Below are 21,733 nucleotides of genomic sequence, written 5' to 3'. Positions count from 1 at the left end.
CGTCAGGAAAAACCTCAGGGCAAGGTGCGAACGCGCAGTTCCTTGGGCATCGAGAACGTGATGTTCTCTTCGCGACCGGCCAGCTCATCGGCCCCCGTCGCGCCCCAGGCGTGCAACTGCTCGATCACGCCACGCACCAGTACTTCCGGGGCCGAGGCTCCGGCAGTGATGCCGATGCGCTGGACGCCATCGAACCAGCTGCGTTGCATGTCCTCGGCGCCATCGATGAGGTACGCCGGCGTCGCCATGCGCTCGGCCAGCTCACGTAGACGGTTGGAGTTGGAGCTGTTCGGGCTGCCGACCACCAACACCACGTCACATTCGTCAGCCAGTTGCTTGACCGCATCCTGGCGGTTTTGCGTGGCGTAGCAGATGTCATCCTTGCGTGGACCGCCAATGGCCGGGAAACGCGTGCGCAAGGCATCGATCACCCGACTGGTGTCGTCCATCGACAAGGTGGTTTGCGTGACGAAGGCAAGCTTGTCCGGGTTGTGCACTTGCAACGCAGCCACGTCTTTTTCGTCTTCGACCAGGTAGATCGCGCCACCATTGCTGGCGTCGTACTGGCCCATGGTGCCTTCGACTTCCGGGTGACCGGCATGGCCGATCAGGATGCATTCACGCCCGTCACGGCTGTAGCGCGCGACCTCGATATGCACCTTGGTCACCAACGGGCAGGTGGCGTCGAACACTTTCAGGCCACGGCCTGCGGCTTCGCTGCGAACAGCCTGGGACACGCCGTGGGCACTGAAGATCACGATGACGTCATCCGGCACCTGATCCAGTTCCTCGACGAAAATCGCCCCGCGAGCGCGCAAGTCTTCAACGACGAACTTGTTGTGTACCACTTCGTGGCGCACATAGATCGGCGGCCCGAAGACTTCCAGGGCGCGGTTGACGATTTCGATCGCCCGGTCCACACCGGCGCAGAAGCCACGGGGATTGGCGAGTTTGATTTGCATGTGTGCCTCGTGTCTGACTCTGCAGGAGCGAGCCTGCTCGCGATGATCGTTAACGATTACGCGTTCCTTGCGGATTAACGCGTTGTCCTCGAGTTCTTCGCGAGCGAGCTCGCTCATACGGGGGAAAGCAGTTACAACGCGTTGACGGAAATGATTTCCACGTCAAAGGTCAGCGTCTTGCCGGCCAACGGGTGATTGAAGTCGATGGTCACTTGCGCATCATCGAACTCCTTCACTACGCCTGGCAACTCGGTGTTGGCCGCGTCGTTGAAGATCACCAGCAAGCCCGGGGACAGTTCCATGTCCTGGAACTGCGAGCGTGGGATGATTTGCACGTTTTGCGGGTTGGGCTGGCCGAAGGCGCGCTCTGGCTCGATGCTCAGTGTACGTTTGTCACCTGCCTTGAAGCCGAACAGTGCCGCTTCGAACCCTGGCAACAGGTTGCCATCGCCGACCTTGAAGGTCGCCGGGGCCTTGTCGAAGGTGCTGTCGACCGTGTCGCCGTTCTCCAGGCGCAATGCGAAATGCAAGGTGACTTCCGTGTTCTGACCAATGCGTTGTTCGGTCAATACCTGTTCAGTCATGAACGGTTTCTCCGGTTTTCTTGCTTTTGAACATGTCCAGCGCGAGCATCACCGCACCAACGGTGATGGCACTGTCGGCAAAGTTGAACGCCGGGAAATACCAGCGGTTTTGCCAGTGCACCAGAATGAAGTCGATCACATGCCCCAGGGCAATGCGGTCGTAAAGATTGCCCAGCGCACCGCCGAGCACCAGGGCCAGCGCAACCGCCAGCCAGGTGTCGTTGCGCCCCAGGCGCTTGAGCCAGACTACCAGCACGCCACTGACCCCGATCGCGATCAGGGCAAACAGCCAGCGCTGCCAGCCGGAGCTGTCAGCCAGGAAGCTGAAGGCCGCGCCGGTGTTGTAGGCCAGGGTCCAGCTGAAGTAATCGGGGATCACCACGATTTGCTGGTACATGGTCAGCGAGCCTTCGAAGTAGAACTTGCTGGCCTGGTCGATGACCAGGACCAGCAGGCTCAACCAGAGCCAGCCCAACCGTCCGAAACGGCCAGTGGCATCAGGCATAGTGGCGAACCTCGCCGCTGCCGCTGATGTTATCGACGCAACGACCGCAGATTTCCGGATGCTCCGGATTCACGCCGACGTCTTCACGGCAGTGCCAGCAACGGGCACATTTGGCATGGCTCGACTTCACCACCTGCAGTTTCAGGCCGCTGACTTCAGTGACCACGGCGTCGGCCGGGGCCTGTACCAGTGGGGCAACGGTCGCGGTCGAGGTGATAAGCACGAAGCGCAGTTCGTTGCTCAGCTTGGCCAGGTCGGCGCTCAGCGCCTCTTCGGCGAACAAGGTGACTTCGGCTTGCAGGTTGCCACCCACGGCCTTGGCCGCGCGCTGGATTTCCATTTCCTTATTCACGGCAACCTTCACCGCCATGATCCGATCCCAGTAGGCACGGTCCAGCTCGAAGCCTTCCGGCAGCTCGCTCAAGCCTTCGTACCAGGTGTTGAGCATCACCGACTCGTTACGCTCGCCCGGCAGGTACTGCCACAGCTCGTCGGCGGTGAACGCCAGGATCGGTGCGATCCAGCGCACCAGCGCTTCGCTGATGTGGAACAGCGCGGTTTGCGCCGAGCGGCGAGCCTTGCTGTTGGCGCCGGTGGTGTACTGGCGGTCCTTGATGATGTCGAGGTAGAAACCACCCAATTCCTGCACGCAGAAATTGTGGATCTTCGAGTAGACGTTCCAGAAGCGGTACTCACCGTAGTGCTCTTGCAGTTCGCGCTGCAGCAACAGGGTCCGGTCCACGGCCCAACGGTCCAGAGCGAGCATTTCCTCGGCCGGCAGGATGTCGGTGGCCGGGTTGAAGCCGCTCAGGTTGGACAGCAGGAAGCGCGCGGTATTGCGGATACGCCGGTAGGCGTCAGCACTGCGCTGCAGGATCTGCTCGGACACCGCCATCTCGCCCGAGTAATCGGTGGAGGCTACCCACAGACGCATGATGTCGGCGCCCAGGGTGTCGTTGACTTTTTGCGGCGCGATCACGTTGCCCAGGGACTTGGACATCTTGCGACCGGACTCGTCGACGGTGAAGCCGTGGGTCAGCAGCTCGCGATACGGCGCGTGGTTGTCGATGGCGCAGCCGGTCAGCAACGACGAGTGGAACCAGCCGCGGTGCTGGTCAGAACCTTCGAGGTACAGGTCGGCACGCGGGCCGGTCTCGTGGCCCATCGGGTGCGAACCGCGCAGGACGTGCCAGTGCGTGGTGCCCGAATCGAACCAGACGTCCAGGGTGTCGCTGATCTTGTCGTACTGCGGTGCTTCGTCGCCCAACAGTTCGGCAGCGTCCATCTTGAACCAGGCTTCGATGCCTTCGACTTCGACGCGCTTGGCGACTTCTTCCATCAGCTCGACGGTACGCGGGTGCAGCTCGCCGCTTTCCTTGTTCAGGAAGAACGGGATCGGCACGCCCCAGTTGCGCTGGCGAGAAATGCACCAGTCCGGACGGTTGGCGATCATCGAGTGCAGGCGCGCCTGGCCCCAGGCCGGGACGAACTTGGTGTCTTCGATGGCCTTGATCGAGCGCTGGCGCAGGGTGTCGCCGGAGGTCGGCTGCTTGTCCATGCCAATGAACCACTGCGCGGTGGCGCGGTAGATCAGCGGAGTCTTGTGACGCCAGCAGTGCATGTAGCTGTGTTCGATAATGGTAGTGTGCAGCAGCGCACCGACTTCAGTCAGCTTCTCGACGATGGCCGGGTTGGCTTTCCAGATGAACTGGCCGCCGAAGAACTCCAGCGACGGCGCGTACACGCCGTTGCTTTGCACCGGGTTGAGGATGTCGTCGTTGACCATGCCATATTTCTTGCAGGTCACGAAGTCGTCGACGCCATAGGCTGGAGCGGAGTGAACCACGCCGGTGCCGGCGCCCAGTTCAACGTAGTCGGCCAGGTACACCGGCGACAGACGATCGTAGAACGGGTGACGGAAATTGATCAGTTCCAGGGCCGAACCGGTCGCGGTGGCGATCACCGAGCCTTGCAGCGAGTAGCGCGCCAGGCACGACTCCACGAGCTCTTCGGCCAGCACCAGCAGCTTGTCGCCGACATCGACCAGGGCGTAGGTGAACTCCGGGTGCACGTTCAGCGCCTGGTTGGCCGGAATGGTCCACGGGGTGGTGGTCCAGATCACGATCGAAGCCGGCTTGCCCAGCGATGGCAGGCCGAATGCTGCAGCCAGCTTGGCCTCGTCGGCGATCGGGAAGGCCACGTCGATGGTCGAGGACTTCTTGTTCTCGTACTCGACTTCCGCCTCGGCCAATGCCGAACCGCAGTCGAAGCACCAGTTCACAGGCTTGAGGCCCTTGAACACGAAGCCACCCTTGACGATTTCCGCCAGGGCACGGATTTCACCGGCCTCGTTCTTGAAGTCCATGGTCTTGTACGGGTTGGCGAAATCGCCCAACACGCCCAGACGGATGAATTCGGATTTCTGCCCTTCGATCTGCTCGGTGGCATAGGCCCGGCACAGTTCGCGGGTCTTGTCTGCGCCCAGGTTCTTGCCGTGGGTCACTTCGACCTTGTGCTCGATCGGCAGGCCATGGCAGTCCCAGCCCGGGACATAAGGCGCGTCGAAGCCCGACAGGGTCTTCGAGCGGATGATCATGTCCTTGAGAATCTTGTTCAGCGCATGACCGATGTGAATGGTGCCGTTGGCGTACGGAGGGCCGTCGTGCAATACGAACTTCGGACGATCCTTGCCAATTTCGCGCAACTTTCCGTACAGGCCAATGCTGTCCCAGCGCTGCAGAATCTGCGGTTCGCGCTGAGGCAGGCCGGCCTTCATTGGGAAGGCGGTGTCCGGAAGGTTAAGCGTGGCTTTATAGTCGGTCATTTAAGGCTCTTAATTAGCGATTGGCGCTAGGTGCGGCTAATGCACGGGCGGCGGCGACATCCGCGTTGATCGCCGTTTTCAATGCCTCCAGAGAGGCAAAACGCTGCTCTTCACGCAGCTTCTGGTGGAAAACCACCGTCAAACGCCGGTCATACAGATCGCCGGCAAAATCGAGAAGATGGACTTCAAGGTGGGCCTTGCCATCACCTTGGACCGTAGGCCGCACGCCGATATTGGCGACGCCGGGCCAGGTCGTGCCGTCGATCTGCACGTCCACCAGGTAAACCCCGGTGAATGGCACGCGACGACGCTTGAGTTGAATATTGGCAGTGGGCGTACCCAGTTGCCGAGCCAGTTTCTGGCCATGCAGCACACGCCCGGCGATTCGGTACGCACGCCCAAGCAGGCGTTCGGCCAGGCTGAAGTCGGCAGCGGCCAGGGCGTTACGCACCTGGGTGCTGCTGACTCGGATCCCGTCCAGTTCGACGGTTTGCGCCGCTTCGACGGTGAAACCGTGAACCTGGCCAGCCTGCAACAGGAAATCGAAGTCGCCCAGTCGGTCGCAGCCGAAACGGAAGTCGTCACCGACCTCCAGATGCTTCACGCTTAGGCCGTCCACCAGAATGGTGTCGACGAACTCACTGGCACTCAGCTTGCTCAGGCGTTGGTTGAACGCCAGGCACAACACCCGATCGACACCTTCGTCAGCCAGCAACTGCAATTTATCGCGCAACCGGGCCAGGCGTGCTGGCGCGGTGTCGGGAGCAAAGAATTCCCGCGGCTGCGGCTCGAAAATCACCACGCAGCTGGGTACGCCCAACTCAAGCGCACGTTCACGCAGCCGGCCCAGGATAGCCTGGTGACCACGGTGAACACCGTCAAAGTTGCCAATAGTGGCGACGCAGCCCCGATGCTGGGGGCGCAGATTGTGGAGGCCTCGAACCAGCTGCATAACGCGCTTCTTGCTCATAAAGTGGTCGATTATAACCACACCCGGCGGCCGACGACAGGCAACACCGTAACCCAAAGTGATCGAACCGACAAAAACGATATCCGGGCAGCGATCATGGCTTCAACTCAGCGCCTTGCGATTGAAGTCCCGCAGGCGGAAACCGAGCAACGCCAGCATGCCGAAATATGCCACGATCCCCGCCACCACCAGCGCCCCCAGGCGCAGGAAGCGCTCGAGCATATGCCCATCGCTCCAGGGCGGCATGAAGTGCATCAGCCCAAGCAAGACCGCCGACATCACGGCGACGGCCAGCACCAGCTTGAAGCCGAACATGCCCCACCCCGGCTGCGGCTGATACATCTTCTGCTTGCGCAGTTGGTAGAACAGCAAACCCGCGTTCAGGCAAGCGCCGGCGCTGATGGCCAACGCCAATCCGGCGTGCTTGAGCGGACCGATCAAGGCCAGGTTGAACAACTGAGTCACCACCAGGGTAAAAATGGCGATTTTTACCGGCGTTCGGATATTTTGTTGCGCATAAAAGCCTGGAGCCAGCACTTTGATCAGGATTATCCCCAGCAAACCGACCGAGTAGGCCACCAGCGCACGTTGGGTCATCGAGGCATCGAAGGCACTGAACTGACCGTACTGAAACAGCGACACAGTCAACGGCTCGGCGAGGATGCCCAGCGCCAGCGCGCACGGCAGCACCAACACAAAGCACAGGCGCAGACCCCAGTCGAGGATCCGCGAATACTCGTGACGGTCCTGATTGGCATAGGTCTTGGCCAGGGTTGGCAACAAAATGGTGCCCAGCGCCACCCCGAGCACACCCGATGGCAGTTCCATGAGACGGTCGGCGTAGTACATCCAGGATACAGAGCCCGCCACCAGGAACGAGGCAAAAATGGTGTTGATGATCAGCGAAATCTGACTGACCGACACCCCGAGGATCGCCGGCAGCATTTGCTTCATCACCCGCCAGACCCCGGTGTCACGCAGATTCAGGCGCGGCAGCACCAGCATGCCGATCTTTTTCAGGTGCGGCAGTTGGTAGAGCAACTGCGCCAGGCCACCGGCCAACACCGCCCAACCCAAGGCCATCACGGGCGGATCGAAATACGGCGTCAGGAACAGGGCGAAAATGATCATGCTGACGTTGAGCAGCGTTGGCACGAACGCTGGCACCGAAAAACGGTTGTAAGTATTGAGGATTGCCCCGGCCAGCGATGACAGGGAGATCAGCAATATATAAGGAAAGGTCACCCGCAGCAGGCTTGAGGTCAGCTCGAACTTTTCCGGGGTCGTGGTAAACCCGGGCGCTGTCGCCCAGATCACCCAGGGCGCCGCAATCATTCCCAGCACCGTGACCACTGCCAGCACCAGGGTAAGCAACCCCGATACATAGGCGACGAAAGTACGCGTCGCCTCCTCGCCCTGCTGACTCTTGTACTCCGCCAGGATCGGCACAAACGCCTGGGAAAACGCGCCTTCGGCAAAGATCCGCCGCAGCAGGTTGGGCAGTTTGAAGGCGATGAAGAAGGCGTCCGTGGCCATGCCGGCGCCAAAAATGCGCGCGACAAGGGTGTCACGGATAAACCCCAGAACCCGGGAAATCATCGTGATAGAGCTGACGGCGGCCAACGACTTGAGCAGATTCATTAAAGAGTTTCTTGTCTGTCGATAAACAGCAGGCGAACAATGCGCCTACTTATGCGATACTCCGCGCCGCAACAGCACAGAGCCAAAGCTCGCGAGTTTACAGGTCGCACGCCGGAATGAAATATCCCGCTGCTTTATACCTACCACTTAGCGGAACGTCTCAACCGCCCTTGACAAGACTTCAACTCATCGGCATGATTCGCGGCCTATTTTGTTTGCTATTTCCCAAAAAGTCTTTCGAGGAGCTCGACGGTGGCCAACACACCTTCCGCCAAAAAACGTGCAAAACAGGCTGAGAAGCGTCGCAGCCACAACGCCAGCCTGCGTTCCATGGTTCGTACCTACATCAAGAATGTAGTTAAAGCCATCGACGCAAAAGACGCTGCTAAAGCGCAAGCTGCTTACGTTCTGGCTGTGCCTGTTATCGACCGTATGGCCGATAAAGGCATCATCCACAAGAACAAAGCTGCTCGTCATAAGAGCCGCCTGAATGGCCACGTAAAGGCTCTGAACGTTGCCGCTGCTGCCTAAGCGACACGCTCACTAAAAAACCGACCTCAGGGTCGGTTTTTTATTGCCTGCGATTTGAGGATCAAACCGAAAAACAACCGCCGCGGGAGCAAGCCAACCCCCGCAACTTGTGGTTTTTGCCAGGTTACTGAGCACCAGGCCACGGCAAGATCGGAATCGCCGTCACCGCATTCTGCGGACTGCCCTCGATCAGGCGATCGCTATAGACCAGGTACACCAGCGTGTTGCGCTTCTTGTCGAGGAAGCGCACCACCTGCATGGTCTTGAACACCAGCGAGGTGCGCTCCTTGAACACCTCGTCGCCATCCTTGAGCTCACCCCTGAAGCTGATGGGCCCGACCTGACGACAGGCAATCGAGGCCTCCGCCCGATCCTCGGCCAAGCCCAGACCACCCTTCACGCCGCCCGTCTTGGCACGCGACAGATAGCAGGTCACTCCATCGACCTTGGGATCATCAAAGGCCTCGACCACGATACGATCGTTTGGCCCGACAAACTTGAACACTGTCGACACCTGGCCGACCTCTTCTGCCGACGCCAGCATTGGCAGCGCCAGCAACACCCCCAACAACCCTTTCGCGATACGCATGCGGCCTTTCCTCAGATCAAACCAGAATCAGGTTGTCGCGGTGAACCAGTTCCGGCTCAGCCATATACCCCAGCAAACCGACAATCGACTCGGACGACTGACCAATGATCTTTTGCGCCTCCAGCGCACTGTAGTTGGCCAGGCCGCGGGCAATTTCACGCCCATCCGGCGCCACGCACACCACCATCTCACCGCGACGGAAACTGCCCTGGACCAACTTGACCCCCACCGGTAGCAGGCTCTTGTTACCCTCCGACAACGCCGAAACAGCCCCCGCATCCAGCACCAGGGTGCCGCGAGTCTGCAGATGACCAGCCAGCCACTGCTTGCGCGCCGCCAGCATGCCGCGCTCAGGCGACAACAGCGTACCGATTCGCTCGCCCGACTTCAGGCGATCCAGCACCCGCTCCAGGCGACCACCGACGATGATCGTATGCGCACCCGAACGCGCTGCCAGCCGCGCAGCACGCAGCTTGGTCTGCATCCCGCCACGCCCCAGCGCACCACCGGTACCGCCAGCAACCGCATCCAGCGCCGGATCATCGGCGCGCGCCTCGTAAATCAACTGGGCATCGGGATTGTTGCGCGGATCGGCATCGAACATGCCGTCGCGATCCGTGAGGATCACCAGCAAATCAGCCTCCACCAGGTTGGCCACCAGCGCCGCCAGGGTGTCGTTGTCGCCAAAACGGATTTCATCGGTGACCACGGTGTCATTCTCGTTGATCACCGGAATTACCTTGAGCTCCACCAGCGCACGCAGGGTGCTGCGAGCATTGAGGTAGCGCTTGCGGTCAGATAAGTCGTCATGAGTCAGCAGAATCTGCGCAGTGTGACGACCGTGCTCGGCAAAGCTCGACTCCCAGGCCTGCACCAACCCCATCTGACCGATTGCAGCAGCCGCCTGGAGCTCGTGCATCGCACTGGGTCGTGCAGTCCAGCCCAGACGGCTCATGCCGGCCGCCACCGCCCCGGAGGACACCAGCACCAACTCGACACCCGCCTCATGCAGGGCCACCATCTGCTCAACCCAGACACCCATCGCCGCGCGATCCAGCCCCTTGCCGTCAGCCGTCAGCAAAGCGCTGCCGATCTTCACGACCCAACGCTGCGCACCTGTCACCTTGCTCCGCATCATCTTCAACCTTAGCTTGAGGGCAGCACGACCCAGCGCTGCCCGTGACGTTATTCGTGGTTATTCGTGACCAACAATCAATTCCCAGATACCAAAACGCCGCTCGATTGAGCGGCGCTTCAGTTTATCGCAACGAATCAGTCACGCACGTAAATGATTTCCGGACCGTCTTCGTCATCCACATCTTCTTCGTCCCAATCGTCGTCGCCGATATCATGGACCGACTTCACGCCGCTGCGACGCAGGGCACGCTGATCGTCCAGCGCCTGCAACTGGGCACGCGCCTCATCTTCGATACGCTGATCGAGCTCGGCCAGCTCTTCGCGGTAGGCCGGGTCATTGGCCAGGCGATCGGCACGATCCTCGAGGTAACGCATGATGTCGCGCGTCAGACGCTCGGTGCCTTCTTTGGCGATCGCCGAGATCACGTAGACCGGACCAGTCCATTCCAGGCGCTCAACGACCTCCTTGACTCGCTCCTCGTGCTCTTCTTCGAGAATCTGGTCGCACTTGTTCAGCACCAGCCAACGATCACGCTCAGCCAGGGACGGACTGAATTTGGTCAGCTCGCTGACGATCACTTCAGCGGCATCGGCAGCACTGGACTCATCCAGCGGCGCCATGTCGACGAGGTGCAGCAGCAGACGGGTACGGGACAAGTGCTTGAGGAAGCGAATCCCCAGGCCTGCGCCGTCGGAAGCGCCTTCGATCAAGCCCGGGATGTCCGCGACCACGAAGCTCTTCCAGCGATCGACGCTGACCACACCGAGGTTCGGCACCAAGGTAGTGAACGGGTAGTCGGCGACTTTCGGCTTGGCAGCCGAGACCGAGCGGATAAAGGTACTTTTGCCAGCATTCGGCAAGCCCAGCAGGCCCACGTCCGCCAACACCTTCATTTCCAGCTTGAGGTCACGCTGCTCGCCCGGCTTGCCCGGCGTAGTCTGGCGTGGCGCACGGTTGGTACTCGATTTGAAACGGGTATTGCCCAGGCCGTGCCAGCCGCCGTGCGCAACCATCAGTTTCTGGCCCGCCTTGGTCAGGTCGCCGATGACCTCCTGGGTAGCCGAGTCGATCACCGTGGTACCCACAGGTACGCGCAGGACCAGATCCTCGCCCTTCTTGCCGGTGCAGTCGGTGCTGCCGCCGTTGGAGCCACGCTCGGCGTCGAAGTGACGGGTGTAGCGATAGTCGACCAGGGTGTTCAGGTTTTCGTCGGCGATCATGAAGACCGAGCCGCCATCACCACCATCACCGCCGTTTGGACCACCGTTTTCGATGAACTTTTCGCGACGGAAACTCATGCAGCCGTTGCCGCCATCACCAGCCTTTACTCGAATCGATACTTCATCAACAAACTTCATAACAAAACGCCTCTCGCCATACGGACGAGCCGATAAAAACAAGACATAAGACTCTTGCAAAGATGAGCGCAGCGACCTCAAGCAACAACCGCAAATCCACTGCCTTCGCCCATCACAAACAGCTTTGCAAGAGACTCACCCCACAAACGAAAAAGCCCCGTCGCGAGACAGGGCTTTTCCAGCGATCGCGCAATTAAGCTGCGACTACGCTCACGTAACGGCGGTTGAAAGCGCCCTTTACTTCGAACTTGATCACGCCTTCGATTTTAGCGAAGAGGGTGTGATCCTTACCCATGCCAACGCCGTAGCCAGCGTGGAATTGGGTGCCGCGCTGACGCACGATGATGTTGCCCGGAATGATTTTCTGGCCGCCATACATCTTCACGCCAAGGCGTTTGGCTTCTGAGTCGCGACCGTTACGGGTACTACCACCAGCTTTTTTGTGTGCCATGAGTCAATTCTCCTAGTGAGGAATTAGGCTGAAATTAAGCCTGAATACCGGTGATTTTGATCTCGGTGTACCACTGGCGGTGGCCCATACGCTTCATGTGGTGCTTACGACGACGGAACTTGATGATGCGGACTTTATCGTGACGACCTTGGGAGATCACTTCAGCCACAACGGTAGCGCCAGCAACAACTGGAGCGCCGATGTTCACGTCATCGCCATTGGCGACCAACAGAACGCGATCAAAGGTAACGGATTCGCCGGTAGCGATTTCCAGTTTTTCGATCTTCAGGTATTCACCTGGGGCGACCTTGTATTGCTTGCCACCAGTAACAATTACTGCGTACGACATGGTATTTCTCCGATAATCCTGCTCACCCAGCTCTTTATAGGAAGAGGTATTGGCTGGCATGGCTGCATGGGATGGACGTCCCGAATGCAATTGCGTAAGGCAGGTGCTGCCCAGGAAGTTCAGGGTGCGCGATTGTACGCAAGCCACGAGCGCCTTGCAAGGGGCCGTCCATCGCGCCTTGACACCTGCTGGCGCGGGTCCTAGCATGCCGCGCAACCCTTATGGAGCAACTGTCGCTGATGCAACCCCAAGCTTTCTACCGCGCGGTGGCGGACGATTTTAGCGCCGTCGACGGCATCATCAAGAAGCAGCTGACTTCCCGAGTGCCGCTGGTATCGAAAATCGGCGACTACATCACCTCGGCTGGCGGCAAACGCCTGCGTCCTTTATTAGTGTTGCTGTGTGGCAAGGCCCTGGGTCGCGAAGGCGACGACATGCGCCTGCTGGCCGCCACTATCGAATTCCTGCACACCGCTACCCTGCTGCATGACGACGTGGTCGACATGTCCGGCATGCGCCGTGGCCGCTCGACCGCCAACGCCATGTGGGGCAACGCCCCGAGCGTGCTGGTGGGCGACTTCCTGTACTCGCGCTCGTTCGAAATGATGGTCGAACTGGGCTCGATGCCGGTGATGAAGATTCTCTCGCAAGCCACGCGGATCATTGCTGAAGGCGAAGTCCTGCAGCTGTCCAAGGTACGCGACGCCAGCACCACCGAAGAGACCTATATGGAAGTCATCCGCGGCAAGACCGCGATGCTCTTCGAAGCCTCGACCCACAGCGCTGCGGCGCTGGCCGGTGCCACTGCCGAGCAGAGCGAAGCGCTGCGCACCTTTGGCGACCACCTGGGTGTGGCCTTCCAACTGGTCGACGACCTGCTGGACTACCGTGGCGACGCCGAAACCCTGGGCAAGAACGTCGGCGACGATCTGGCCGAAGGCAAACCGACCCTGCCCCTGATCTACACCATGCGCGAAGGCACGCCGGAACAGGCCGCCCTGGTGCGCAAGGCAATTCAGAAAGGCGGTATCGAAGACCTGGAGAGCATCCGCGCTGCCGTGGAAGCCTCCGGCTCGCTGGAGTACACCGCGCAGCTGGCCCGTGATTACGTGGCTCGCGCAATCAAGTGCCTCGACGCACTGCCTGCCAGTGAATACCGCGACGCCCTGGTCGAACTGAGCGAGTTCGCGGTCGCCCGTACGCACTGATCCTGCTCCACTCCCCCCACTGTCGGGAGACTATCTGTAGGAGCGAGCCTGCTCGCGATAGCGTTTCTTCAGACACCAATGTGTTGTCTGATGCACCGCCATCGCGAGCAGGCTCGCTCCTACAGTTGTTTCCAGCCTATGCCCGCTCGCCGCTAAAACCCTATACAATGTGCGCCCTTTAATGATCCCGATCTCAAGGAGCTTTAGTGAGCACGTTGCCACCCTGCCCAAAATGCAATTCCGAATACACCTACGAAGACGGCGCCCAGCTGATCTGCCCGGAGTGCGCCCACGAGTGGTCCGCCAACGGCGAGGCCGAAGCGGCGTCCGATGAAACCGTGAAGAAGGATTCGGTCGGCAACGTCCTGCAGGACGGCGACACCATCACCGTGATCAAGGACCTCAAGGTCAAGGGCACTTCCCTGGTGGTCAAGGTCGGCACCAAGGTCAAGAACATCCGCCTGTGCGATGGCGATCACGACATCGACTGCAAGATCGACGGCATCGGCCCGATGAAACTCAAATCCGAGTTCGTCCGCAAGGTCTGAGCCTGCTGAATGCCATTGCGCACCCGTTGCGCGATGGCCCCCTTCTCCGCCGCGCCAAGCCATGGCAAAAAGCCAGTCGCTTTGACCTTCAGCAACACCTCGCAGAAAAACCGCAGAAACCGCCAATAGACACTTGCTATTAATTGAATAAGAATTATTCTCATCAAACCACTGACATGGAGATGAGCATCATGACTTACTTGATCGATGCATGGCTGGACCGTCCACACCCTTACCTCCGAATCCTGCATCGGGAAACCGGGGAAGTCTGCGCGGTATTGGAAGAAGAAGCCTTGAACGAATTGCAGGACCAGGGTGATCTGGACCTCAATGGCCTGAGTTCCAGCGAACCGGTAGTACTCAAGGAGGTGGTGCGCAACCTGTTCCTGTTCTGCTATGCCCGAGCCTTGCGCCCGGCGCACGAACTGACCCACAAGCTCGAAATATGAGCCACATGAAACCTTGTAGGAGCTGGCTTGCCAGCGATGCGGGCTGCGCGGTTCAGACTTGAAACCGTGCAAATGCAATCGCGAGCAGGCTCGCTCCTACAGGGTCAGGTATTACAGAACGTCCAGCAGCTCGACGTCGAACACCAGAACGCTGTGCGGCGGAATGCTGCCAACGCCTTGAGCGCCGTAGGCCAGCTCGCTCGGCACGTACAGGCGCCATTTGCTGCCGGCGTTCATCAGTTGCAGGGCTTCGGTCCAGCCGGCGATCACACCGCCAACCGGGAATTCTGCTGGCTGACCACGATCGTAGGAGCTGTCGAACACAGTGCCGTCGATCAGGGTGCCGTGGTAGTGAGTACGCACGGTGTCTTCACGCGATGGCTTGGCGCCTTCACCGGCGGTCAGCACTTCGAATTGCAGGCCGGAAGCCAGAGTGGTTATGCCGTCACGCTTGGCGTTTTCAGCCAGGAATGCCAGGCCAGCGCCTGCAGCCGCTTCGGCTTTGGCAGCGGCTTCGGCTTGCATGATTTCACGGATGACCTGGAAGCTGACGGACATGGCTTCCTGGGTTACGCGGCTTTCCTTGCCGGCGAAGGCGTCGGTCAGACCGGCCAGGATCGCGTCCAGGCTAACGCCCGGTGGCGGGTTGTCGCGCAATTGGTCGCCCAGCTGACGGCCAATACCGTAGCTGACGCGGGTTTCGTCGGTGGACAGATTTACTTCGGACATGACACTGCTCCGCTGTGCGGACGGCCCGAGACAGTGCCGTGCGTACACAGCGCATCCCGGAACGCCCGGAACCAAAAGGGCGAGCAGACTAGCACAGAAGCCGATGCCGTGATCAGCGCCAGAGTTGTATCAGACCGAACGAAAAGCGATGGGCACCTTCAGGCTTTCCTCGACATTCTCGACCAGCCCACACATCTCATCATGCACCAGGGTGTGGACCAGGTTGAACGGCAGGACTGGAAAGCTCTGCAGCGTTTGCCTGGCATGCTCCACCGAGCGTATTTTCATCATCTGCCCATGAGCATCACTCAGCGGAACCGCCGCTCCGTGCATCCGCGCCTCCAGCAGGTAGATCCCGCCCTCCATGGAAATCAGGTTCAGCTCATCGACCTTCCCGGCGATGGCATAGGCGTTCAACTCTTGCAGGTTCATGAGCACAGCCCTCGCAATGGCGAGCCAAGACCCTTACAGGGATAGGCTTCGGCACGCAAAAGCACAAGCCATGAACGACGCCGCCCGTCCGTTTCACAACGGCCGGGCGGCGAGGTCATCCAAGGCTGAGGACAAATCAGTGCTTGGTCAGCTTGTCCAGGTAACCCATGGCAAACGCGGAGATCACGAAGGTCATGTGAATGATCACGTACCACTTCAGGTGCTCGGGATCGACGTTTTTGGCGTCCATGAAGATGCGCAGCAGGTGGATCGAAGAAATCGCCACGATCGAGGCGGCGACTTTCATCTTCAGCGACGAAGAGTCCATGGTCCCCAGCCAGTTGAGCTTCTCCTTGGTTTCGTCGATGTCCAGTTGCGACACGAAGTTCTCGTAGCCGGAAATCATCACCATCACCAGCAGACCGCCTACCAGCGCCATGTCGATCAGCGACAACAGCACCAGGATCAGGTCCGACTCGGCCATCGAGAACACGTTGGGAATGACGTGAAAGACTTCCTGGAAGAATTTCAGGGCCAGGGCCAGCAGGCCCAGGGACAGGCCGAAGTAGATCGGCGCAAGCAACCAGCGCGAGGCGTACATTGCGTTTTCGATAAAGCGTTCCATTGAATCTCACACCAGGGCTGGAAATGGCGGCGAGTATATCAGCCGCTCAAACTGCCTTAAACCGCGGGCAACGCCATGACTCGGCGCTCGGCCAAGGGGTTTTCTGCTAGTGTCCAAAGGGTTGGCACCGACGTGCGCCGTACGGGAATGCAGGAAATGGATGTGCGATTGCCCCTCACTACTCTTGGTCTTTGCCTCGCGGTGCTGCTCGCGGGTTGTTCGCCCGGCGACGGCGACGACAAGCCAGCCCCCAGCCTGGAAGAGAAGACCACGCAGTTCGAGAAGTCGCTGGACGCGATTACCGACCCCAAGCTCAAGGACGCCATCGCCAACCTCGGCGGCTCGCTGCTGCTGCTTGAGCGCGCGCAGCAGAAGCTTGCCGGCAACAAGGTGGGGGACACCGAGTACGGCGACGACGCCATGGCCCTGCTCAAGCACTACCCAAGCCCCCAGGCGCTGGTCGACACCTACATCGATGGCCTGTTCGTGCTGCGCAAGGACTCCAGTTCCGACTACCTGACCGACCTGCAGCCGGTCTTCCCGTTCAACTTCAACATGCCCGCCGAGTTCCCGTTCCCCCATGGCCTGGAATGGCAGTCGGTGACATTAAGCAACAAAAAGGTCATCGCCTTTCAGCCCGAGTGGTCGGAAAACGATCCCGGCATACAGTTGAGCCCTTCCAGTTCCAGCCTCACTGCGGCCGACGACCTGACCGTCGCCTACCCCTTCATCGAAGGCCTGGAAGTCGCCAACAGCAGTCAGCCGCAACCGCAGACGTTGCAAGGCAAGGTAGAAGTCATCGCACCGCGCCAGGTCGTGACCTTCAACCTGGACAAAAAAGACGTCGGCAAAACCCACACCGAGGACAACCTCAGCGTCACCCTGCTGAGCCTGACGGGCAACTACGCCGAGGTGCAGGTCAGCAACAGCGCCGCCCTGGCGCCGGAGGTCAGCAACACCCCGCTCAACCCGCTGATCGTCCAGGCGAAGGACACGACCGGGCAGTTTCTCGCCCGCGCCGGTTCGATCAATGAAGACGCCGCGCAAATTGCCTTCTATCAGAAACAGCTGGCCGAGATGCAACAACAGACTGCCTGGAGCGACGCGTTCGAAAAGCAGCTCGATGACGAACTGCTGGCGTTTGCAGGACAGCAAAACCGCCACTACTCCAAGGTGTACTTCAATGGTCCGATTGACACCGTGGAAGTCAACGTCCTCGACTTCTCTACCGTCAGCGTCACACGCAAGGCGCTGGATTTGCCGGTACGGCGCTTCGACCGCCACACCCGCGACAAGACCATTCAGCCCCTGAACCTGCCGGTGGTGGTCTACGACGATCAGGCCGGCCACTGGCTCAAAGGGGCGGAGCTTGACGCAGAGCAGCTGAAAAAAAGCATTCGCATCACCCAGGCGGTAGACGATGCCAGCGCCGCACGCATCGAATTCGACCACCCAAAAAGCTTCAACGACGAACTGCTGGGCAGTGATTTCAACCTGAGCGACACGCCGCTGACCTTCTTCAGCGCAGATGACAACGGCCAGCGCGGCGAGCCCATCGAACTGCCCCCCCAGGCCTACGACATCGATCCGTTGCGCGGGACCATCACTTATGATCTGACCCTGTTCCCGGAAACACCCGCTTACGCCGTTGGCTCAATGCCGCTGTTTCTCGCACAGATCGAGAAAAACAGCCTCGACGCGAAGACGCTGCCAAAAGGCCTGGAGATTCGCGGCAACGCGCTACTGGTTGATCAGAAGCTGTTTCCCGCGCAGGACTGGCGATTCTTTGCCAGGGACGACAGCGGCAACTATCTGAAAGAGATTCTTGCGGTCAGCCACGACGCCGGCACAGAAGGGCCGGCACTGCTCGAAGTGCATTATTTCTATGGTCGGCCGACACAGCTGGAAAGCTATCGGCGTACCGATCTGGAGACGATCGAGTATGGCTTCGAGGTCAAGCTCGACAAAGCGGATAACCCGGAGCCAGCAGAGCAGAACTAGTGCTTGGGCCCCAGATCGAAACTGCCGGGACTGCGACTGCGCCCGCCGTTGATTTCCCGGAGTTGGGCCTGCAGATGCAGGCACCAGATCTGCGGATCGTCGGCCAGTTGATAACCATGCAGGGTCAGGCTTTCGACAATGGTGTCGAGGATGGATTCGGCCACGAAAGGACCATGAAACGGCCCTTGAGCCTTGATGGCAGAAGGTTGTTCGCCCGCCATGCCGGCGGCAAACAGCAGCGTCCACATGCCCGTGTCGCCGGCCAGCGGGCGCACACTGCACTCAATTCGGGTAACCAGGCCCAGGCATTGCCGGGTCAGGCAGAGGTTGCGCGACATGGCGGCGACCCTCGGTAGCTCCGGTATTCAGCCTCCACCAGAAGGCTGGCTCGATCCAGTGATGACTGTCGATGTCCTTGAGCTGAGCATAGAAGAAAAGTCGAATCAGCAGGTTGAGGCCGATCAAGAAGGCGCCGAATGGTCGTTGCTGGTTTTTTGACGTCACCGGCTCGGCAATGACTGCCACTTTTCGCACAGGGACAGGCTGTATCGCCAGAGAATAAAGGGCGTCCTGCAGACACCGGTTTTGCCGGCCTCTGCAGGACAGGCTCAAATCACGCCGGCTTGGCCGCTGCCAGCGCTTCCTGGGCGAGTTCTTTCTCGGCCTCCTTCAAGTCATCTTCACTGATCATTTCCGCGATCACCCGCAGACGCTCGACCACCCGTGCATTGACGCTGCCTTCCGGGAACTGCCCCTCCTCGTCCGGCTCACCGGCAGGCTCACCCACCAGCAGGCTCAGCGCTTCATCGGCCTGGCGCACCGCGTACACGTGGAATTGCCCGGCACGCACGGCGGCCAGGACCTTCTCATCGAGCATCAAGGTGGCCACGTTGGCCTGCGGAATGATCGCCCCTTGTTCACCGGTCAGGCCACGGGCCTCGCAGAGACGGAAGAAGCCTTCGATCTTCTCGTTGACCCCGCCCACCGCCTGCACTTCACCGAACTGGTTGATCGAGCCGGTGATGGCGAAGCACTGCTTGAGCGGGGTTTTCGACAGCGCCGAAATCAGCGTGCACGCCTCACCGAGCGAAGCGCTGTCGCCGTCGACGTAACCGTAGGACTGCTCCAGCGCGATACTCGCCGAGATGGCCAACGGGAACTCCTGCGCATAGCGACTGCCCAGGTAACCGGTGAGGATCATCACGCCCTTGGAGTGGATCGGCTGCCCGAGGTTGACCTCACGCTCGATGTCGACAATACCGCTGCCACCTGGGTAAACCGTGGCGGAAATCCGCGCCGGCACCCCGAAAGCCGAATCGCCGACTTCCAGCACCGTCAGCCCGTTGCACTTGCCCACGGCGGCACCGGCGGTGTCGATCAGGATGATCCCGGCCAGCATGTCATCGAGAATCCGCGCCGAGACCCGCCCGGTGCGCGTGGCCTTGGCCTTGAGCGCTCGCTCGATGTGCCCGGCATCGGTCATTTCGTCACCCGCCAGGTGGCGAATGAAATCCGCCTCGCTGACCAGCTGGAACAGATCGCCGATGCGCGCCGACAACCGCCCCTGATGCTCGGCCAGGCGCGCGCTGTAGGTCGCCAGGCGCGCCACCGCGTCGGCGGTCAGCGGCGCCATGCCCTCTTCCGAGGTGCGCGTCTTGAGCAACTGGGCGAACTGCTCGAGGCTTTCATCGACCATCGGAATGTCTTCGTCGAAGTCCACCAGCACGCGGAACATCTCCTGGAAGTCCGGATCCAGGTCCTGCAGGGTGTAGTACAACTGGCGAGCGCCAATGATGATGACCTTGACCTGCAGCGGAATGTGCTGCGGCGTCAGGGTCACGGTGGCCAGGCGGCCCAGCTCACCCAGCGGCGACTCCATCTTCAGCTTGCGCGATTGCAGGGCACGCTTGAGCGCATCCCACACGAACGGTTCACCGAGCATTTTTTCCGCTTCGAGGATCAGGAAGCCACCGTTGGCACGATGCAAAGCCCCCGGACGCAACTGCCGATAGGTGGTGTAGAGCGCGCCCTGATCGGTGCTGTACTCGATGCGGCCGAACAGGTTCTCGTAAGTGGGGTGCGGCTCGAACACCACCGGTGCGCCACCACTGGCCGAATGCCCGACCACCAGGCTTGGCGCGTATTGCTCTTCGAGCATCTTGCGGGCAACCGCGTCGGTCTTGCTGTCGTCGACCAACTGCTCGACCACGGTTTTCAGCAGGTACACCTGCATGGCTTGCAGGTAACCGCAGACCGCGGCGTTCTCTGCGTACTTTTCCGACAGGGGGGCAAGCAGCGGCTGCAGGGCCAGGGTGATGGTTTCTTCGTTGAGATGGCGCATCTGGTTGCTGGACTCACGCTTCCACTGCGGCAGGCTGGCCAGCTCTTCGTTGAGCCGCTCCTCGAGGCCCGAGATGTCGTCATGGAAACGCTCGCGCACCGCTTCCGGCAACTGCGCGAACTCAGCCTCGTCCAGGGCCTTGCCTTCGCTCATGGGGGTGAAGGCGATGTTGCTGCTGTCACGGTAGAGCGCGACTTCCTTCTCCAGCGCCAGGCGCTCGATCACATCCAGTGCGCGGTCATAACGCTGGTTGAAGGCGCGGTCGATGGCACTTTTCTTTTGCTGGTAGGACGGATGCTCGAACACCGCCGGAAACGTTGCCAGCAGGTTGTCGATCAGGCCATTGATGTCGGCGATAAATGCGCCAGCAGTGCCGGAAGGAAGCTCCAGGGCACGCGGTTCCCGGGGCTCATCGAAATTGTTGACGTAGACCCAGTCCGCCGGGGTCTGCAGGCGTTTGCCTTCGGCCTTGAGATAGCGTTTGACGAACGAGAATCGGCCGGTGCCGGGTTCACCCATGACAAACACGTTGTAACCGGGGCGTGGCATGGCCACACCGAACTGCAAGGCCTCGACCGCACGTTCCTGGCCAAGCACACCGCGAAAAGGCTCCAGATCATTAGTGGTAGAGAAGCTGAACTGTTCAGCGGAAAACGGACGGGTCAGCGCTTCTGGCGCTAGACGCAAGCTGGCAGCAACAGGATCAGGCATCGGGCTTCCTTACTTCAGGCGGGGCAGTGGAAAGCATTCTGGCGCTGCCCGTACCTGACTGGCAAGGCGCGTCATGGTAAAAGCATAGCCAAGGGCCAAGCCTTGCTCGGACGCAGGCTAAATCAATGGATTTTCGCAATATTTTGCAAAAACCCACGGAACCTGTGGAACGCGCCTAAACTCCAAACTGCGCGGCTGGACTAATAACCGGCCCACTGATGCCAAATTGGCCTCAGATCTCCTGTCCATTGGTACGCACATAAAAGAGAACAAAGCTATGAAACGGATTCTTCTTGGTACTCTCTTCACCGTTGCATCCCTCAACGCCATGGCCCAGGCGCCCGGCGGACCAGATTGCGGTTGGGGCAACATGCTGTTTGAAGGACAGCGTGGCACTCCGGCGCACTTCCTCGCTTCCACCACCAACGGCACCTCCGGCAACGCCACCTTCGGCATGACCTCCGGCACCAACGGCTGCGCAACCAACTCCGCGCTGACCTATGGCGGCAAATCCTGGTTCGCCATGAATGGCATGATGAACGAACTGTCGGAAGACATGGCCAAGGGTCAGGGCGAAGCGCTGACCACCTACGCCGTGGTTCTGGGCGTCGCACCGGAAGACCGTGCGCACTTCGCCGCCGTGACTCACGAGCACTTCCAGCAGATCTTCAGCAAGGCTGACGTGACCGCCGAAGACGTGCATACCAATACCCTGGCCGTGCTCAAGGGCGATGCTCGCCTGGCCAAATACGCCACCCCGGCTTAAGCTCGATCCAACCCGCCCTGT

At 60.2% G+C, this 21,733-nt stretch carries 23 protein-coding genes; 7 read left to right on the top strand and 16 right to left on the bottom strand.

Going from position 1 to position 21,733, the window contains the following annotated elements; genetic code table 11:
- Positions 1-14 precede the first annotated feature (14 nt).
- From ispH to murJ, 6 genes are all read right to left on the bottom strand, one after another.
- Positions 15-962 carry a 4-hydroxy-3-methylbut-2-enyl diphosphate reductase gene (gene ispH, locus ACZYR5_RS26680; protein ID WP_489092356.1) on the bottom strand — a complete coding sequence of 316 codons (948 nt, stop codon included), beginning with the start codon at positions 960-962 and terminating at the stop codon, positions 15-17.
- Positions 963-1,093: 131 nt separating this feature from the next.
- Positions 1,094-1,546 (bottom strand): FKBP-type peptidyl-prolyl cis-trans isomerase, encoded by a 453-nt coding sequence (fkpB, locus tag ACZYR5_RS26675; RefSeq protein WP_489092355.1) that lies wholly within the window; start codon positions 1,544-1,546, stop codon positions 1,094-1,096.
- Positions 1,539-2,051 carry a signal peptidase II gene (gene lspA, locus ACZYR5_RS26670; protein ID WP_489092354.1) on the bottom strand — a complete coding sequence of 171 codons (513 nt, stop codon included), beginning with the start codon at positions 2,049-2,051 and terminating at the stop codon, positions 1,539-1,541. Before lspA ends, fkpB begins: the two co-directional genes overlap by 8 nt.
- Positions 2,044-4,875, bottom strand: a complete 2,832-nt coding sequence (gene ileS, locus ACZYR5_RS26665; RefSeq protein WP_489092353.1) for an isoleucine--tRNA ligase — start codon at positions 4,873-4,875, stop codon at positions 2,044-2,046. Before ileS ends, lspA begins: the two co-directional genes overlap by 8 nt.
- 13 nt (positions 4,876-4,888) lie before the next feature.
- Entirely contained in the window at positions 4,889-5,827 is a 939-nt protein-coding gene (ribF, locus tag ACZYR5_RS26660) for a bifunctional riboflavin kinase/FAD synthetase (RefSeq protein ID WP_489092352.1), read from the bottom strand.
- A 120-nt stretch (positions 5,828-5,947) separates the two neighbouring features.
- Positions 5,948-7,486: a murein biosynthesis integral membrane protein MurJ gene (murJ, locus tag ACZYR5_RS26655; RefSeq protein WP_489092351.1), complete on the bottom strand. Its 1,539-nt coding sequence runs from the start codon at positions 7,484-7,486 to the stop codon at positions 5,948-5,950.
- A 252-nt stretch (positions 7,487-7,738) separates the two neighbouring features.
- Between murJ and rpsT the strand changes: the two genes are divergently transcribed.
- Positions 7,739-8,017: a 30S ribosomal protein S20 gene (gene rpsT, locus ACZYR5_RS26650; protein WP_007901883.1), complete on the top strand. Its 279-nt coding sequence runs from the start codon at positions 7,739-7,741 to the stop codon at positions 8,015-8,017.
- Positions 8,018-8,141: 124 nt separating this feature from the next.
- Here the strand turns inward: rpsT and ACZYR5_RS26645 are convergent, their stop codons facing one another.
- From ACZYR5_RS26645 to rplU, 5 genes are all read right to left on the bottom strand, one after another.
- Positions 8,142-8,606 (bottom strand): CreA family protein, encoded by a 465-nt coding sequence (locus ACZYR5_RS26645; protein WP_489092350.1) that lies wholly within the window; start codon positions 8,604-8,606, stop codon positions 8,142-8,144.
- 16 nt (positions 8,607-8,622) lie between these two features.
- On the bottom strand, positions 8,623-9,741 hold the full coding sequence (proB, locus tag ACZYR5_RS26640; protein WP_027617848.1) for a glutamate 5-kinase: 1,119 nt from the start codon (positions 9,739-9,741) through the stop codon (positions 8,623-8,625).
- 137 nt (positions 9,742-9,878) lie between these two features.
- Positions 9,879-11,102 (bottom strand): Obg family GTPase CgtA, encoded by a 1,224-nt coding sequence (cgtA, locus tag ACZYR5_RS26635; protein WP_489092349.1) that lies wholly within the window; start codon positions 11,100-11,102, stop codon positions 9,879-9,881.
- A gap of 193 nt (positions 11,103-11,295) precedes the next feature.
- Complete coding sequence (gene rpmA, locus ACZYR5_RS26630; RefSeq protein ID WP_003176049.1) at positions 11,296-11,553, bottom strand: 50S ribosomal protein L27; 258 nt, start codon at positions 11,551-11,553, stop codon at positions 11,296-11,298.
- Positions 11,554-11,587: 34 nt separating this feature from the next.
- Complete coding sequence (rplU, locus tag ACZYR5_RS26625) at positions 11,588-11,902, bottom strand: 50S ribosomal protein L21 (protein ID WP_003176051.1); 315 nt, start codon at positions 11,900-11,902, stop codon at positions 11,588-11,590.
- Positions 11,903-12,141: 239 nt separating this feature from the next.
- Here rplU and ACZYR5_RS26620 point away from each other — a divergent pair, with 239 nt between their 5' ends.
- From ACZYR5_RS26620 to ACZYR5_RS26610, 3 genes are all read left to right on the top strand, one after another.
- Complete coding sequence (locus tag ACZYR5_RS26620) at positions 12,142-13,110, top strand: polyprenyl synthetase family protein (RefSeq protein WP_027617846.1); 969 nt, start codon at positions 12,142-12,144, stop codon at positions 13,108-13,110.
- A gap of 206 nt (positions 13,111-13,316) precedes the next feature.
- The gene (locus tag ACZYR5_RS26615) at positions 13,317-13,658 is read left to right on the top strand and encodes a zinc ribbon domain-containing protein YjdM (protein ID WP_027617845.1); all 342 of its coding nucleotides are present in this window, start codon (positions 13,317-13,319) and stop codon (positions 13,656-13,658) included.
- A gap of 191 nt (positions 13,659-13,849) precedes the next feature.
- Positions 13,850-14,107, top strand: a complete 258-nt coding sequence (locus ACZYR5_RS26610) for a PA4570 family protein (RefSeq protein WP_489092348.1) — start codon at positions 13,850-13,852, stop codon at positions 14,105-14,107.
- A gap of 111 nt (positions 14,108-14,218) precedes the next feature.
- Here the strand turns inward: ACZYR5_RS26610 and bamJ are convergent, their stop codons facing one another.
- From bamJ to ACZYR5_RS26595, 3 genes are all read right to left on the bottom strand, one after another.
- Positions 14,219-14,836, bottom strand: coding sequence for a BamJ family beta-barrel-assembly machinery protein (gene bamJ, locus ACZYR5_RS26605; RefSeq protein ID WP_489092347.1), 618 nt, complete (start codon positions 14,834-14,836; stop codon positions 14,219-14,221).
- 129 nt (positions 14,837-14,965) lie between these two features.
- Positions 14,966-15,268 (bottom strand): DUF6482 family protein, encoded by a 303-nt coding sequence (locus tag ACZYR5_RS26600; protein WP_489092346.1) that lies wholly within the window; start codon positions 15,266-15,268, stop codon positions 14,966-14,968.
- A 136-nt stretch (positions 15,269-15,404) separates the two neighbouring features.
- Positions 15,405-15,893, bottom strand: a complete 489-nt coding sequence (locus tag ACZYR5_RS26595) for a TIGR00645 family protein (protein WP_027617841.1) — start codon at positions 15,891-15,893, stop codon at positions 15,405-15,407.
- 156 nt (positions 15,894-16,049) lie between these two features.
- On the opposite strand from ACZYR5_RS26595, the gene ACZYR5_RS26590 reads away from it, so the two are divergent.
- Complete coding sequence (locus ACZYR5_RS26590) at positions 16,050-17,894, top strand: hypothetical protein (protein ID WP_489092345.1); 1,845 nt, start codon at positions 16,050-16,052, stop codon at positions 17,892-17,894.
- Here the strand turns inward: ACZYR5_RS26590 and ACZYR5_RS26585 are convergent.
- Complete coding sequence (locus ACZYR5_RS26585; protein WP_489092344.1) at positions 17,891-18,232, bottom strand: PA4575 family protein; 342 nt, start codon at positions 18,230-18,232, stop codon at positions 17,891-17,893. The genes ACZYR5_RS26590 and ACZYR5_RS26585 overlap by 4 nt on opposite strands.
- Between ACZYR5_RS26585 and ACZYR5_RS26580 the strand changes: the two genes are divergently transcribed.
- The gene (locus ACZYR5_RS26580) at positions 18,231-18,392 is read left to right on the top strand and encodes a hypothetical protein (RefSeq protein WP_489092343.1); all 162 of its coding nucleotides are present in this window, start codon (positions 18,231-18,233) and stop codon (positions 18,390-18,392) included. The two genes, ACZYR5_RS26585 and ACZYR5_RS26580, sit on opposite strands and share 2 nt — an antisense overlap.
- Positions 18,393-18,507: 115 nt before the next feature.
- Here the strand turns inward: ACZYR5_RS26580 and ACZYR5_RS26575 are convergent, their stop codons facing one another.
- On the bottom strand, positions 18,508-20,946 hold the full coding sequence (locus ACZYR5_RS26575; protein ID WP_489092342.1) for a Lon protease family protein: 2,439 nt from the start codon (positions 20,944-20,946) through the stop codon (positions 18,508-18,510).
- A gap of 277 nt (positions 20,947-21,223) precedes the next feature.
- Between ACZYR5_RS26575 and ACZYR5_RS26570 the strand changes: the two genes are divergently transcribed.
- Positions 21,224-21,712 carry a DUF3015 domain-containing protein gene (locus ACZYR5_RS26570; protein ID WP_489092341.1) on the top strand — a complete coding sequence of 163 codons (489 nt, stop codon included), beginning with the start codon at positions 21,224-21,226 and terminating at the stop codon, positions 21,710-21,712.
- Positions 21,713-21,733: the final 21 nt, after the last annotated feature.

Source organism: Pseudomonas sp. F007, from assembly GCF_057814275.1.
Note: the sequence above shows the minus strand (reverse complement) of the source record. Positions and strands in the feature narration are given on the sequence as shown.

What these genes read in the sequence shown, in the direction of transcription:
- proB (WP_027617848.1), bottom strand. Translation starts at nt 9,741, where the DNA reads ATGCGGAGCAAGGTGACAGGTGCGCAGCGTTGGGTCGTGAAGATCGGC.
- ACZYR5_RS26645 (WP_489092350.1), bottom strand. Translation starts at nt 8,606, where the DNA reads ATGCGTATCGCGAAAGGGTTGTTGGGGGTGTTGCTGGCGCTGCCAATG.
- ACZYR5_RS26575 (WP_489092342.1), bottom strand. Translation starts at nt 20,946, where the DNA reads ATGCCTGATCCTGTTGCTGCCAGCTTGCGTCTAGCGCCAGAAGCGCTG.
- rplU (WP_003176051.1), bottom strand. Translation starts at nt 11,902, where the DNA reads ATGTCGTACGCAGTAATTGTTACTGGTGGCAAGCAATACAAGGTCGCC.
- cgtA (WP_489092349.1), bottom strand. Translation starts at nt 11,102, where the DNA reads ATGAAGTTTGTTGATGAAGTATCGATTCGAGTAAAGGCTGGTGATGGC.
- fkpB (WP_489092355.1), bottom strand. Translation starts at nt 1,546, where the DNA reads ATGACTGAACAGGTATTGACCGAACAACGCATTGGTCAGAACACGGAA.
- ribF (WP_489092352.1), bottom strand. Translation starts at nt 5,827, where the DNA reads ATGCAGCTGGTTCGAGGCCTCCACAATCTGCGCCCCCAGCATCGGGGC.
- ACZYR5_RS26580 (WP_489092343.1), top strand. Translation starts at nt 18,231, where the DNA reads ATGGCGGCGACCCTCGGTAGCTCCGGTATTCAGCCTCCACCAGAAGGC.
- ispH (WP_489092356.1), bottom strand. Translation starts at nt 962, where the DNA reads ATGCAAATCAAACTCGCCAATCCCCGTGGCTTCTGCGCCGGTGTGGAC.
- bamJ (WP_489092347.1), bottom strand. Translation starts at nt 14,836, where the DNA reads ATGTCCGAAGTAAATCTGTCCACCGACGAAACCCGCGTCAGCTACGGT.
- ACZYR5_RS26570 (WP_489092341.1), top strand. Translation starts at nt 21,224, where the DNA reads ATGAAACGGATTCTTCTTGGTACTCTCTTCACCGTTGCATCCCTCAAC.
- ACZYR5_RS26610 (WP_489092348.1), top strand. Translation starts at nt 13,850, where the DNA reads ATGACTTACTTGATCGATGCATGGCTGGACCGTCCACACCCTTACCTC.
- ACZYR5_RS26590 (WP_489092345.1), top strand. Translation starts at nt 16,050, where the DNA reads ATGGATGTGCGATTGCCCCTCACTACTCTTGGTCTTTGCCTCGCGGTG.
- ACZYR5_RS26595 (WP_027617841.1), bottom strand. Translation starts at nt 15,893, where the DNA reads ATGGAACGCTTTATCGAAAACGCAATGTACGCCTCGCGCTGGTTGCTT.
- murJ (WP_489092351.1), bottom strand. Translation starts at nt 7,486, where the DNA reads ATGAATCTGCTCAAGTCGTTGGCCGCCGTCAGCTCTATCACGATGATT.
- ACZYR5_RS26600 (WP_489092346.1), bottom strand. Translation starts at nt 15,268, where the DNA reads ATGAACCTGCAAGAGTTGAACGCCTATGCCATCGCCGGGAAGGTCGAT.
- ileS (WP_489092353.1), bottom strand. Translation starts at nt 4,875, where the DNA reads ATGACCGACTATAAAGCCACGCTTAACCTTCCGGACACCGCCTTCCCA.
- rpmA (WP_003176049.1), bottom strand. Translation starts at nt 11,553, where the DNA reads ATGGCACACAAAAAAGCTGGTGGTAGTACCCGTAACGGTCGCGACTCA.
- ACZYR5_RS26620 (WP_027617846.1), top strand. Translation starts at nt 12,142, where the DNA reads ATGCAACCCCAAGCTTTCTACCGCGCGGTGGCGGACGATTTTAGCGCC.
- ACZYR5_RS26585 (WP_489092344.1), bottom strand. Translation starts at nt 18,232, where the DNA reads ATGTCGCGCAACCTCTGCCTGACCCGGCAATGCCTGGGCCTGGTTACC.
- lspA (WP_489092354.1), bottom strand. Translation starts at nt 2,051, where the DNA reads ATGCCTGATGCCACTGGCCGTTTCGGACGGTTGGGCTGGCTCTGGTTG.